This is a genomic window from Candidatus Trichorickettsia mobilis (genome assembly GCF_034366785.1).
In the GTDB taxonomy this organism is placed as follows: Bacteria; Pseudomonadota; Alphaproteobacteria; order Rickettsiales; family Rickettsiaceae; genus Trichorickettsia; species Trichorickettsia mobilis_A.
Genome location: NZ_CP112938.1, coordinates 16,135 through 28,933, shown reverse-complemented (window position 1 = coordinate 28,933; position 12,799 = coordinate 16,135). Strand labels below are relative to the sequence as shown.

Sequence of the window (12,799 nt, the reverse complement as noted above, 5' to 3'; positions counted from 1 at the left end):
AATGCGCACTAGGCATTTAATTGAAGTAGGCGGATTAGTTACTAAAGCAGGTTTAGATTATTTACCTACTAATACTCTTTACGGTGCATTATTATCAATCGCCTCATCATTAGAAACGAATCAAACAATTAAAGAGCAGTGGACTAAAATAGGTAAAACTAAATTAGATCAAGAGCAAACAAATAAGCATGCCGTGATTTTAAAGTTTGAACAAGAGCCAAGCGGTGAAATTCGCAAGAGCGTAAGAGAACACGGCTTAAAGTGGAACAAACTCCGCTCCGAATGGTACGGATATTGCGCTAGTGTTGATTCTTTAAAAAACGATCTTGGAACAAGTAAATATAACCTTGAGCAAATTATTTAACTACGATTTAATTTTAAATATAGCCATTATAATATAATAATATTTATTACTTTGTAATTAAATTGAATTGATTTTTTAATTTAAATTTATTATTTCGTATATAGTATATTAGAAATATTATTTAAACTAAAAAGCTCCATATGGAGCTTTTTAGTTCTACTATGAACAACGAAAACTATGGTGCTTCTAAAACCCCTACTATTTTCTGATATACGTCTTCGCCTACTATATACCTAAAATATACCCTTTCGTTTTCCTTAAAATAGCTACTATCTTTATTCACTACCGCAAGTCAAAACCTCATACGCATCAATTCTAAAGGAGTAATATACCCTGTGCTCTGTAGAAGATAAAAGCTTTAACCCTCTAAAACTAAACGGTATAAGAGAACACTCTAGTGCTACCTCTTCATCAAATATTAAAGGCTCAAAATATAAATCCCACGTGTTTAAATCCCAGCTTATAGCCGAGATCACTTTGTCTCTGATTAGCTCTAAGTTATTGGACGAATCAACCTCTACATTTAGGTAATGCCGCGCAAGTAAAGCAAAGTTATAATCTACGTTTCGTAATCTACTTGCACAAATATCGGTAAAACTAATTTTATGAGTCTTATAAAACGGTGATATCCCTAATATATCATTCCAATTGATAATTAAGTCGCTCATAGAACTACCTCCGTGCTTCTATCGCCTTTGCCGAGTGATGAGTAATACGAAATCGCCTGCTTTACTTTTTCCGTTAAACTTCTGCCCACTACATGCTCAAAATAATTATTGTCGGTAAATAGATGACTTCCTTTATCGATAGTATTATCGGTTAACGCTTGATAGGCATCGAGCGTAGGCGATAAATCCATACCGCAACCTGACAATGCCAGTAATTTTGTTCCGTAATGTACAAAAGGTATAAGACTACATTCTAGAGCTATCTTTTTATTAAATATTAAAGGCTCAAAGTATGTAGCCCAATAACTTATTCTCTCTAAGACCAAATCAACCACGTGCTCTCTTAAATCCTCTTCACCTTCAAACTCTAACTCACTACCGTAATACTCCGTATACAAATGAAAATCACTGCTATCTATTAGCTCTTGATGAATAGAACAATAATCTAGCTCTAAATACTTATGCTTGATAAAAAACGGCTCTAAGTATAATCCGCTATTGTAATAGTTAGTCATAATAATACGCTCCTTATTTTAAATTAAAACCTACCCACTCGGGCTTTAAATGAAAGCAGCTGCTTTCATTTCCTGAGGTGTGCAAAAGCGTAAGCTTTATTAAAACTCAAGGTGCGCCCACAGGGCGGCGAAGCGTACCCTTGAATTTTAATAAAGATGAAGCTACTAAGCTTATTATTTTTTCTTCCTGTAATTTTAAATCGATAAATAACTTAATTATTTAAATACTTAATATTTTCTTGTTTTTTGATTGTATATTATATATAATAATCTTGTATTACTTAGATATTAGTTTATGGACGTTATAGAAATTGACCCTAGAGTTTGCGTAAGATGGCAATATGCCGATCGTAACTATTTTGAATTCGGCGATGTTGATGTTTTAGCGGAAGATATAAAACGTAATGGTCAAATTACTCCCGTCTTTGTAAGGCCTCTAAAAGATAACGATAAATTTAAATATGAAGTAATTGCAGGTAGTAGAAGGCTAAAAGCATGTCTCGGTGCCGATATCATGATGAAAGCAATAGTAGTTGACGTACCCGATATTGAAGCCGCTACTATTCAAATCAAGGAAAATGAACAGCTTGGGCTTTCCGAATATTCAAGAGGTATGTCTTTTGCTAAATTAAAAGAAGACGGTAAACTTACTCAGGATCAACTATCCGATATTGCGGGATGCTCAAGAAAAAAGATGCAAAGCCTGTTATGCTTTGCCAAGGTTTCTAAAGATATCTGGAATGCGGTAGGTAATATGAGTAAGGTTTCGGCTAGATCTGCCGAGACTATCCTTGCTCTTTATAAAAAATCGGACGATCATAAAAAAGCACTTATCGAAATTGCCGAAGAAATCAGAAAAGGTGCAGGTAGCGTACGTATTGAAAGAATGATAAACGAAATTTTAAACGGTAGTTTTAGGGATGAGGAAGAAGAAGTTATAGCCGGTCATAACGGCAACACTATAGCAGTTTGGAGAAAAGGCGGAATATTCTTCTCTAAAAATATCAACTTCAATAAACAGAAGTTAAACAAATTGCTTATGGAGTTTTTTAAAGATGAATAATTAAACACGAAAATGGAGTAAGAAATTATGGAATTTACTCAAGTTAAGCAAAAACAAAGCGCAATAGCGGAATTCTCAGAACATCCTTTATCTTCTTTATTTTTTGAATATATTAATATTCTAAAGCAACATCACTTTCTTAAAGAAGCAGAGGATTTACTAGCTATTACAAAAGAATATTATTTACCTGAAAATCGTAATATTATTACTAAGATTATAATTGAAATGCAAAGGGCGGCCGTTTCTGATAAGAAAAATAAGTTTGAGCAATTACTGGAGCAATTACAAAATTAATGTTATTATCGACTAAACTCGGAGTCTTTATATGATCAATTCAAATCACGGCAAAACCTATAATAGTTTTGCGGAACATCCGCTTGCCCCGTTATATTTTAAATACATAGATATTTTAATAGCTAAGGATTTAAATCAGGACGTACAACGCTTGTTGGATATTGCAAACAGTCCCTTAACAGATGAAAATATTAAAATTATAGCCGAAATAGTAGCAAGTATGGAAATGTTGATTAAAGACGATTATAATGAATTTAGTGAGCTAGAGGAGTTATCCGGTAATCCGAACTAACCCTTTATAATTAAACTGTTTGAACACTCTATGTAGAGATAGAGTGTTCAAGATTCGGTGATTTATATTATTCTTGTTATTTTTAAACAGACCTCATAAAGTAGGTCTCTAAGATTACCGTTAGCTTTGCAGGTTATACCTGTCCTATCGTACATAGGCACGATTTGTAACTCACCTAGTACATGCTCGGGGTGATCAATAAAATATTCATTCATAGGTTTTGTATCTTTCCCTATCGTAATATTTTTAGTGATGAGCCATTTTATAGAAGTTTTTGCTTTCTGTAAAAAGACGATATCAACGGTTACTTTAGCATTAGCAAACAAATTATCGGGTAGCCTATATGCCGCCAGCATACTTACTCCCTCTTCATTGATAATATTTCTTGCGTGGTCTTTGACATTATCAAGGAAGAATTGCGGGACTACCATTGCTATAATACCCTTATCTTTAAGTATTTTAGCAGATTTTGCAACAAACCAGTGATGAATAACTAACCCTGATAAGTCAGGGTAGAAAATATCGTTTATTGATTCCCTACCGTACGGCGGATTTGAAATAATCAGATCGTATTTTTTCTTACCGAAATAAGCGGTTTCAAAACCCGAACATATTAAATTAATTTCGGGATGTTTGTTGACTAAGATATTACAGGTGACGCGGTCGATTTCTATAGCATCCACATTACTTGCCCGTCTTATTTTCAAGGGCATATTATCTAAAAATATACCCGTTCCTATAGCAGGTTCCAGTACCTCCCCTTTTCTAAAACCCATACGTAGTAAAGTAGTCCAAATAAATTTTACTAGTAATTCGGGAGTGTAATAAGCACTAGTTAAAGTCTTTTTAATAGAGCTGATTTCGTCATCGGTTAAGTAAAGCTTTAATTGTCTGTAGACGGATGGAGTAAAAATCGCTTCCCTAAGTCCTCCCCAACCGGTATATTGACTTAAAATATCGCCGTTAATCCTAGACTTATTGCCGTTATCGGCTAATGCGGCTAATACTTCAAGGTTTCTTTTTATTCTTTCTTCTAGCATCTTAATACCTCAAGATTTTAAATGATTAAAAACACAGGACAATCCTGTAAATGAAAGCAAAATGCTTTCATTTCTTGAGGTGTGCAAAAAGCGTAAGCTTTATTAAAACTCAAGGCGCGCCCGAAGGGCGGCGGAGCGTACCCTTGAATTTTAATAAAGGTGAAGCTACTAAAATCTATCTTCCTAACTCGGTATATTTTTATCGTTTTCTAGCAATCTTGGCATATTCATGGTAATATCTGCATTACCTGTAACTTAAGCAGTTAAAACAAAATAATGAAAAAAGAACCTCAGGATACCGTTAATAAATCGCTATTATTAAATTGGCTATCCTCAGCTGACGAAGATCTTCCGGTCGAAGAACTAAATAAGTGGCTTACTGCCAAAACTGACGGCAGATATACTATTGTTAAATATGAAAAAGAGCAGTTTTGAGTTATATTAAATTTAAAACGACAATAATTATAAAAATAAAAAAGTGGCTCATAACCTTGGTAACATTGAATTCAACGAACAGTTTTTAAAAGCCTTTGATTTAATGCAGTCGACAAGTCTCAATGTTTTTATTACCGGTAAAGCAGGAACGGGTAAATCAACGCTGTTAAATCATTTTAGAAGTAACACCGAAAAACAAGTTGCGGTGTTAGCTCCTACGGGTACTGCCGCAGTGAACATCAAAGGCCAGACCGTTCACTCATTCTTCAAGTTTAAACCTAATGTAACTCTTGCCTCAATTAAAGCAGGTAAAAATTCAAGCGATACTAAAAAAGAAAATATCTACAAAAAGCTTGATATAATAATCATTGACGAGATCTCAATGATTAGAGCCGACTTACTCGACTGCATAGATAAATTCCTGCGTATTAACGGTAAAAAGTTCGATCAACCTTTCGGCGGGATACAAATGATATTTATAGGCGACTTATATCAATTACCTCCCGTAGTACCGTCATCGGAAAAACAGATTTTTAAGTCTCAGTATACTACCCCTTATTTTTTTAGTGCTAAATGTTTTCAGGGTCTGGATATGGAGTTTATCGAACTTGATAAGATTTATAGGCAAAGCGATGCAAAATTTATCAATATTTTAAATGCAATCCGTAATAATTCGGCTACTGATGAGGATATTAATATAATTAATGAGCGTTATGATGAAAGTTTTGAGCCTAATATCAATGATTTCTATATCTATCTGACTTCTACCAATACTAATGCCGAATTACTCAATTCTCAAAGACTTAGTAAAATCAAAGCAAAAGAATATATTTTTACCGGAGTAATCGAAGGTAATTTTGCTAAAGAGCAACTTCCGACCTTAATTGACCTTAAATTGAAAGTCGGAGCACAGGTAATGATGCTCAATAATGATTCGGGCGGGCGTTTTATTAACGGTACTATCGGTAAAATAATCTCTATCGATAAGGATGATGAGATACCTAAACTAATAATTTTACTAGAAACCGGTAAGAAAGTTAGCGTTGCTCCTTATACTTGGGAATCCTATCATTTTTATCTTGAAGGAAGTGAGTTAAAATCAGGTATCACCGGTACTTTTACGCAGTATCCCGTAATGCTTGCTTGGGCAATTACTATCCATAAAAGTCAAGGCAAAACTTTTGATAAAGTTATCCTAGATATAGGAAAAGGTACTTTTGCCCACGGTCAGATGTATGTTGCTCTTAGTAGATGCACATGCCTAGAAGGGCTTGTTATCAAGAAAATGATTGCTAAAAAACATATATGGATGGACTGGAACGTAGTTAAGTTTGTTACCGACTATCAGTATAAAAAATCAGCACAAGAATGCCCTACCGAAGATAAAATTAAAATAATAGAAAATGCTATCAAAAACCGATTAACCCTTAACATTACTTACTTAAAAGCCAAAGATGAGAAATCCTCTCGATTAATTCAACCGACTTATATCGGAGAAATGCTATATTTAGGTAAAACCTATACGGGGATTCAAGCCTTTTGTCTTAAGAGGCAAGAGAGCAGAGTATTTAAGGTAGATAGAATACTGGAAATTAGTTATCATTCTGAAAATTAATATATTATAATCAACATTACATAAGCCGTTAAGTATGCAATTTATAGACGGAAAACAAGATGTGACTGGATTAAAGACCATTTATTATATCTTCAGTATCACGATGAAGAGTGGGGAGTACCGATATATGACGATCATAAGCTATTCGAACTATTGGTGTTAGAATCCGCAGAGGCAGGTTTAAGCTGGCTTACGATTTTAAAGAAACGTGAAAATTACCGATTAGCCTACGATAATTTTGATCCCGAGAAAGTTGCTTGTTATGATTCTAAGAAAGAAGAAGAACTACTGATGAATGCAGGGATAATAAGAAGCAAAGCAAAAATTATCTCTTCCGTACAAAATGCTAAAAAGTTTCTTGCAATACAAAAACACCACGGCTCTTTCAGTAATTACATCTGGAACTATGTTGATCATCAACCGATTTTGAATAATTGGAATACTTCTGAAGAAGTCCCGAGCAGAACTGATTTATCGGATGCTATCTGCGCAGATATGAAAAACAGAGGCTTTACTTTTATCGGCTCTAAAATCATCTACGCCTTTATGCAAGCTATAGGTATGGTTAACGATCACCCTTCTTATTGTTTTAGACATCATAAAAATAATGCCGGATAGTTTAAATTTGAATATTTTGGATTAATTGTTATTATAAAAAGCGAATATAAATTCTTGTTTCTTTTAAATACCTATAAACATCTTAAGCTTATGAATGATAAAACCGCTACGCTGCCAAAAAATACTATCTTAAATTTTCTATATTCTGCAGATCGGCAAGTATCGCTGGAATTACTAGGTAATTGGCTTGAGAAACATACGGAAGGTAGATACAGACTAGTCGACACTCATCAATATAGAGAAAATACGGATAATAATAAGCATCTTGCTAATTGCGCATGACGGATAAACCTAAACTTACTTTGAATACTTCTAAGCTAAAGCTAAATACCGGCTCTAAATCCTCGGGCAATACCAAAGGTTTTAAGCAAAACACGGAAAACAAGAGCAATAAGGAAAATTTAATCGGCACAAATTATGCTTCGCCGAATAGAGATTTGAAGAATAACGCTGTAAAAGCAGGCAACTCTACTACCCAAGCAGAAATATTAACTCCCGAAGAATATTCCGCAATACTTAAATATTTACAAAACACCTATCCTAAATGTTTTTCTGCCGGAGCGACGCCGTTACCTCTCGCGGTAGGCACTCATAAGCAATTACTTGCAAGCGAAGGGTTACCTTTTGCCAAAGTAAAAATAAGAAGATTTTTAAAAAGATATACCGGAAGTAAGAAGTATCGCCAAAATCTTATCATCGGTAACCCGAGGGTTGATCTTCAGGGCAATCAAATAGGCACGGTAACCGAAGAAGAGATTAATTACGCAAAGTGGACAGAGGTAAAAAGAGAAAAGCTAAAAAAGGCAAATCACGATTCCCTTATTAAAAAGGCACTGGAGAATCCAGTTATTGCTCAGGAGTTTTTATCGGAATATTTGCCTGATGAATACAAAACCTTAATTGATCTATCTACGATAAAACCGGAGAAAGAAACATATATTGAAGAATCACTTAAGACAAAACTTAGCGATATGGTCTTCTCCGTGCAAATGCACGATAAAACCGAAGATAAAACAAATAATGCTTTTATCTACGCACTCGTTGAGCATCAGTCTTATTCTGACTACTGGATTGCTTTCAGACTTCTTAAATATTCTCTTCTTTTACTTGAGAGACATGCAAGCGGGAAAAATAAATTACCGGTCATTCTACCGCTCGTTATATATAACGGCAAAGCTAAATATAAAGCTCCTAAAAATATATTCGAGCTATTTGCTTATCCGGGTATCGCAAGAAAAACAATAACCGAGAATTATAATTTGATCGATCTGCAGGCAATGGACGATCAAGCAATAGATTACGGGAAGCATTTGAGCTTTCTGCTCTATACTATGAAACACATTCACGAGCGAGATACTCTTGCCGTGATCAAGGATGCTATGAGTCGTTGCTCTCGGGCTATTGTGATCGATAAGGAACAGAATTATATTCTAACTAGACTGATTTTATGGTATAGTGATTCCAAGGTTCCGGAAAAGTCAAAGCATTTATTGGAGCAGTTAATTGTAGATAATTTACCTAAAGAAGAGGCAAATAATATTATGAGAACTATTGCAGATTCATATATTGAAGAAGGCTTTAACAAAGGCATTATGCAAGGTATGGCAAAAGGTGAAAACAAAAAGACCATAGAAATAGCCAAGAACCTACTTTCTCAGCAAATCGATACTAAGACTATTTCTGCCGCTACCGGTTTAAGCTTGGATGATATTCAAAAACTTATTTAACTATCAACGTTTTTATTTAATATTTATGAAATACAACAATTACGGCTTTGCTAGAGAATCCTCTACTTATTACGATGAAGGTTTAAGAATTTATATGCTCTCTATTTATCGTAATATGGCTATGGCTCTAAGTATATCGGCATTGGTAGCGTACATAGTCGGCAGTAGCGAGCAGTTAGCAATGATGTTATTTTCTACTCCTCTTGCCTATGCGGTCATGTTTGCGCCGCTAATCTATATTTTTTTCTTTAGCCGTAATTTAATGAGTATGAGTAAAGAACAGGCTATGTTGCACCTTGGAATATTTGCCGCTCTTAACGGCTTATCGCTAGGTAGCATATTTCTTGTATATACGGCGGCAAGCATTGCTAAAACATTTTTTATTACCGCTTCTACTTTCGGTGCAATGAGTCTATATGGATATAGCACCAAGAAAGATTTAACGGGTCTCGGTAGTTTTGCTTACATGGGATTAATAGGTTTAATTATTGCTAGCCTAATTAATGTATTCTTACGTTCTGCTGCCCTTGATTTTGCAGTCTCTCTGATCGGGGTAGGTATATTTACCGCTCTTACCGCTTACGATACGCAGAAGCTCAAATCAATTTATTACGGTATGAACGGTAGTGCAGCAAGAGCAGGTAATATTGCCGTATACGGTGCGCTGACTTTATATCTTGATTTTATCAATCTCTTTACAATGCTGCTGCACTTTGTAGGCGTAAGAAAAAGTGACTATTAATAAACTACGTTTAGCATTCATTCTATAGTCTTTACTAATTTACAGAATAAATTAACCATCTCGAGTTGTTCTGTATTACTAACCGTTGTTTCTAGTAAAGAGGGGCTATAAGTCACTATCGTCATGCATTGCGCTCGAGATACGGCAACATTAATACGATTTTTATCAAATAAGAACTTCATTCCCCGTGCAGATTCGTTAGCATTACTGGCGCACATGCTTAAAAATACGATAGGAGCTTCCTGTCCTTGAAACTTATCGACACTACCGACTTTAGCTTGCTCTCCTAATGCCGCTTTCAATTTATTCACCTGATAATTATAAGGCGCGACAAATATCATATCGCTCCAATCAATAAAACGCTCTTTGCCGCTCTTATCGCTAAAAACACGTCCTATTAGTTGCCTTGCTAATAACACGATTTGTTCGACCTCTTCTTCACTTGCCTGTGTATTACCCTCATGAAAAACCGGCACGGGGATCACGCCCGCTTCCTTATTTAAAATTCCTTGGTATTCGGCAGGCACTTTTATGCATTGGCGATCATTATCTGAGGCCGATGCAAGTTTTCCCTCGTAAATTGAATCACTGATGAATTGATTAACGGCAGAATGCATACGGTAGGTTGTTCCAAGAAAAACACCCATTGACTCGGATACGGTAGGCGTTGTATGTAGTAAATACTCTAATGTCGACAAACCGCTACCTTCAGGATGACTTCCCTGTGACGGTTGACCTAGTTGCATTTGGTCACCCATTAAAACAATATTTCTAGTAGAGCGACTCATTGCAATCAAATTAGCAACGCTTACTTGCCCCGCTTCATCAATAAAAAGATAATCAAATGCATTCTCTAAATCGTCTCGAGCAAAACCCCACGCCGTTGTACCTATTACGCAACTTGGCTGTAAACTATGCGCTATATCTTCATTCTTATAAATATGGATACCGAGCTTAAGTAACGTTTCATCCGTATTTTTTGTACAAGCAAAATAGCCGTTAATTGCCTCTTGTTGACAGTACTCTGCCGTATTAATCAAAAGATGGTTAATTGCCTTATGGCTGTTAGAGGAAATTCCTATTTTTTTACCGAGCTTTAACAATGCGGCTATAACGTGTTTGGCGGTATAAGTCTTACCCGAACCGGGCGGTCCTTGAATAGTTAAATAGCTGTTATCTAAGCAGCTTACCGCTTGTATTATTTCCGATAATCGTGACGAAGGATCGTGGCTTATTATAGGTTGACCTGATTTATGACCCGTAATTCGCGGATTATCACGCATTAGAAAGTCGATAATTGCCGTATTAACAAGATCGCCTCGTAAGAAAGCCTCGGCCTGTTTTGTTATTGCCTCGGGGATCGGTTTAACCGGTACATTCTCGTCAGGAATCAAAGTAATAACCTTATCTAACTCTTGACTTGCTTGTAACGCGATTAAACCTTTATCCAAAAAAGGTTCTTCTTTTATAACTTTAACGTTTATATTCTTGCCGTTGGCTTGAGCTTTACCGAGTACAATATATCTTTCACAAATACCTTTAAATTCCTGATTAGAATCAAACGCATATTCATATATGAAGTTTCTAGATTTAGGCATCTGTTTATACGGCGGTTTATCCGTACGTATACAATATGCTAAACAATCTATATCGTAGATCAATTCCTCATCGCTTAAACCCATACGATCAAATAATCGCCAATACATCGGTTTCTTCTCACGCCGGTGGAATTCTAGTACCCAACCAAAAATAGCATGTACTTCGGCACTTTTTATATCGCCTTGATCTTTTAGTACAACAGCCTTTTGTAGCAACGTTTCTCTTAATTTAATACGTTCGGTTATTGTCTCTTGTACTTCTGGTTCTATTATTTCCGTTTTACCTAGATAAGCTATACCGTGTTCTTTTTGTTGTAATCTTAACCAATCAACCAATTCTTGCGTTGAATTACAATCGTCTATATTATACCGGCGTATCGCATTTAATATTTTTGATTCCTCCCAATTGTCGCCGTCAGGATCTTCTCTCCATCTTTCATATACGACAACCGAATCCCCGCCTGAACCGACCTCGGTTGACCTTTTATCTCGATAAAGACGCTCGACATTTTTAATTGAGTATCGGGGTTCTCCTAATAACAAACTACCTTTAACTACTTTATATAAATCAATAAATACTTCATTACGCAGAAGCTGATCGACTTCATATTCACAAATACCGTAACGTCCTGCTAATTTACGACATGCAGCAATTTCATAGTTAGCGTAGTGATAAATATGCATGGTAGGATCCTGTAACCAACGATCATAAGCCCAATCAATAAAAGCTTTAAAAGTTATTTTTTCTTCCTCTTTGTTATGCGCCCAAAAATCTTTATATTGAAGCACTCCGCTTTGATCAAAATAACTAACACCCCATAAATACTCTAAACCTCCGTCTTCCAGAGGAAAGCCTTCGATATCAAAATAAATATCTAACGAAGAAGCGGGAGGAAGTAATGTTAGACCGGTTTTCTTATTAAGTTCATGCGGTAAAATCCGGTATAAAGGAGTATCCTTACCTATACTGTCTTTTTGTATTTTAGCTTGAGTTTTTAATCTTGCTAATACCTCATTATTAATGCCTTTAATAACTTTGGGGTCGGTATCGATTATTTCTTGTACGGTATAAATGCCTGATTTGTTAAGTTTTTTAATTTGACTCTTGGTTATCGTAGCAATCAGACATAAATGATCTGCCTGTTTTAACAAATCTTCGGCATAATTACTCCAGCGTCCCCAATTATTAGAATCGGCAGGGTTTGGAACATCAAAAGCGGAAAAATTTTGATGTAACCGTAAGAATCGTAATTTTAAATTTTCATAATAATAAAAATAATCATTTGTTAATAAGCGTTGATTATTACCGTTACCTAGTGCCGCTACTATATAATCCGGTCTTCTTCCTTGCAATGCCTCTAGCATTTCGGCATAACAACATAATTGCACCGCAACATACGGTTTTAAAGTTTTTGCCAGCTTAGTATCCCAAACCTCATAATAAAAATCACCGAAACGACTTTTACCTTCTACTTTTACTAAAAAATCGGCATATCCCGTAAACGGCAATAGCGATAAGGCGGCTTGATAAATAACGTCTGCTCCAGATTGCATAGCGGCAAGAGTATCTTGTGCTGCATTCGAGCCTTTGGCAATTTGTACAATATTGAGATTTTTTTGAAGAAAAGAATTTAAGACCTCGGTTTCATGTAAAGCTCCTCGTCTTTGTAGCAGAACCATCATCTCATCAGGCGAATCTACAAAAGACAACAGCTCGGGATTAATAAGCATCGAATGCTCCATCCAAGATGCAAAAGGACTATCCATGTACAAAGTCAAGTCTGAAGGAGAGTAAATTAATTGACCTGCTTCAATGTACATAACAATC

At 35.6% G+C, this 12,799-nt stretch carries 14 protein-coding genes; 10 read left to right on the top strand and 4 right to left on the bottom strand.

From position 1 onward, the window contains the following. The coding region (locus tag Trichorick_RS08095) for a conjugal transfer protein TraD (protein ID WP_323739149.1) at nucleotides 1-364 on the top strand (364 nt) is incomplete at its 5' end. A 275-nt stretch (nucleotides 365-639) separates the two neighbouring features. Here the strand turns inward: Trichorick_RS08095 and Trichorick_RS08090 are convergent. Further along, nucleotides 640-1,032, bottom strand: coding sequence for a hypothetical protein (locus Trichorick_RS08090; protein ID WP_323739148.1), 393 nt, complete (start codon nucleotides 1,030-1,032; stop codon nucleotides 640-642). Beyond that, complete coding sequence (locus Trichorick_RS08085) at nucleotides 1,029-1,547, bottom strand: hypothetical protein (RefSeq protein ID WP_323739147.1); 519 nt, start codon at nucleotides 1,545-1,547, stop codon at nucleotides 1,029-1,031. Before Trichorick_RS08085 ends, Trichorick_RS08090 begins: the two co-directional genes overlap by 4 nt. A 295-nt stretch (nucleotides 1,548-1,842) precedes the next feature. Here Trichorick_RS08085 and Trichorick_RS08080 point away from each other — a divergent pair, with 295 nt between their 5' ends. From Trichorick_RS08080 to Trichorick_RS08070, 3 genes are read left to right on the top strand one after another with little or no spacing between them, the layout of a single operon-like run. After that, a complete protein-coding gene (locus tag Trichorick_RS08080; protein WP_323739146.1) occupies nucleotides 1,843-2,610 on the top strand; it encodes a ParB/RepB/Spo0J family partition protein in 768 nt (255 codons plus the stop codon). Between the two features lie 27 nt (nucleotides 2,611-2,637). Further along, nucleotides 2,638-2,904 carry a hypothetical protein gene (locus Trichorick_RS08075; RefSeq protein WP_323739145.1) on the top strand — a complete coding sequence of 89 codons (267 nt, stop codon included), beginning with the start codon at nucleotides 2,638-2,640 and terminating at the stop codon, nucleotides 2,902-2,904. 31 nt (nucleotides 2,905-2,935) lie between these two features. Further along, entirely contained in the window at nucleotides 2,936-3,196 is a 261-nt protein-coding gene (locus tag Trichorick_RS08070; protein WP_323739144.1) for a hypothetical protein, read from the top strand. A 62-nt stretch (nucleotides 3,197-3,258) separates the two neighbouring features. Here the strand turns inward: Trichorick_RS08070 and Trichorick_RS08065 are convergent, their stop codons facing one another. Next, nucleotides 3,259-4,236 carry an N-6 DNA methylase gene (locus Trichorick_RS08065; RefSeq protein WP_323739143.1) on the bottom strand — a complete coding sequence of 326 codons (978 nt, stop codon included), beginning with the start codon at nucleotides 4,234-4,236 and terminating at the stop codon, nucleotides 3,259-3,261. 276 nt (nucleotides 4,237-4,512) lie between these two features. Here Trichorick_RS08065 and Trichorick_RS08060 point away from each other — a divergent pair, with 276 nt between their 5' ends. The 6 genes from Trichorick_RS08060 (at nucleotide 4,513) to Trichorick_RS08035 (ending at nucleotide 9,373) form a co-directional block, all read left to right on the top strand. Beyond that, a complete protein-coding gene (locus Trichorick_RS08060; RefSeq protein ID WP_323739142.1) occupies nucleotides 4,513-4,671 on the top strand; it encodes a hypothetical protein in 159 nt (52 codons plus the stop codon). 43 nt (nucleotides 4,672-4,714) lie between these two features. Next, nucleotides 4,715-6,286: an AAA family ATPase gene (locus Trichorick_RS08055; protein WP_323739141.1), complete on the top strand. Its 1,572-nt coding sequence runs from the start codon at nucleotides 4,715-4,717 to the stop codon at nucleotides 6,284-6,286. A gap of 39 nt (nucleotides 6,287-6,325) precedes the next feature. Next, complete coding sequence (locus Trichorick_RS08050; RefSeq protein ID WP_410250274.1) at nucleotides 6,326-6,904, top strand: DNA-3-methyladenine glycosylase I; 579 nt, start codon at nucleotides 6,326-6,328, stop codon at nucleotides 6,902-6,904. Between the two features lie 90 nt (nucleotides 6,905-6,994). Continuing rightward, nucleotides 6,995-7,186 (top strand): hypothetical protein, encoded by a 192-nt coding sequence (locus Trichorick_RS08045; protein ID WP_323739140.1) that lies wholly within the window; start codon nucleotides 6,995-6,997, stop codon nucleotides 7,184-7,186. Continuing rightward, on the top strand, nucleotides 7,183-8,631 hold the full coding sequence (locus Trichorick_RS08040) for an Rpn family recombination-promoting nuclease/putative transposase (RefSeq protein ID WP_323739139.1): 1,449 nt from the start codon (nucleotides 7,183-7,185) through the stop codon (nucleotides 8,629-8,631). The genes Trichorick_RS08045 and Trichorick_RS08040 overlap by 4 nt, the downstream gene beginning before the upstream one ends. Before the next feature lie 25 nt (nucleotides 8,632-8,656). After that, entirely contained in the window at nucleotides 8,657-9,373 is a 717-nt protein-coding gene (locus tag Trichorick_RS08035; RefSeq protein ID WP_323739138.1) for a Bax inhibitor-1/YccA family protein, read from the top strand. A gap of 17 nt (nucleotides 9,374-9,390) precedes the next feature. Here the strand turns inward: Trichorick_RS08035 and Trichorick_RS08030 are convergent, their stop codons facing one another. Continuing rightward, entirely contained in the window at nucleotides 9,391-12,792 is a 3,402-nt protein-coding gene (locus Trichorick_RS08030) for a TM0106 family RecB-like putative nuclease (protein ID WP_323739137.1), read from the bottom strand. Nucleotides 12,793-12,799: the final 7 nt, after the last annotated feature.

Excerpts from the sequence above, each read along its gene's own strand:
- Trichorick_RS08070 (WP_323739144.1), top strand. The coding sequence starts at position 2,936 with ATGATCAATTCAAATCACGGCAAAACCTATAATAGTTTTGCGGAACAT.
- Trichorick_RS08035 (WP_323739138.1), top strand. The coding sequence starts at position 8,657 with ATGAAATACAACAATTACGGCTTTGCTAGAGAATCCTCTACTTATTAC.
- Trichorick_RS08045 (WP_323739140.1), top strand. The coding sequence starts at position 6,995 with ATGAATGATAAAACCGCTACGCTGCCAAAAAATACTATCTTAAATTTT.
- Trichorick_RS08040 (WP_323739139.1), top strand. The coding sequence starts at position 7,183 with ATGACGGATAAACCTAAACTTACTTTGAATACTTCTAAGCTAAAGCTA.
- Trichorick_RS08060 (WP_323739142.1), top strand. The coding sequence starts at position 4,513 with ATGAAAAAAGAACCTCAGGATACCGTTAATAAATCGCTATTATTAAAT.
- Trichorick_RS08065 (WP_323739143.1), bottom strand. The coding sequence starts at position 4,236 with ATGCTAGAAGAAAGAATAAAAAGAAACCTTGAAGTATTAGCCGCATTA.
- Trichorick_RS08030 (WP_323739137.1), bottom strand. The coding sequence starts at position 12,792 with ATGTACATTGAAGCAGGTCAATTAATTTACTCTCCTTCAGACTTGACT.
- Trichorick_RS08085 (WP_323739147.1), bottom strand. The coding sequence starts at position 1,547 with ATGACTAACTATTACAATAGCGGATTATACTTAGAGCCGTTTTTTATC.
- Trichorick_RS08080 (WP_323739146.1), top strand. The coding sequence starts at position 1,843 with ATGGACGTTATAGAAATTGACCCTAGAGTTTGCGTAAGATGGCAATAT.
- Trichorick_RS08075 (WP_323739145.1), top strand. The coding sequence starts at position 2,638 with ATGGAATTTACTCAAGTTAAGCAAAAACAAAGCGCAATAGCGGAATTC.
- Trichorick_RS08090 (WP_323739148.1), bottom strand. The coding sequence starts at position 1,032 with ATGAGCGACTTAATTATCAATTGGAATGATATATTAGGGATATCACCG.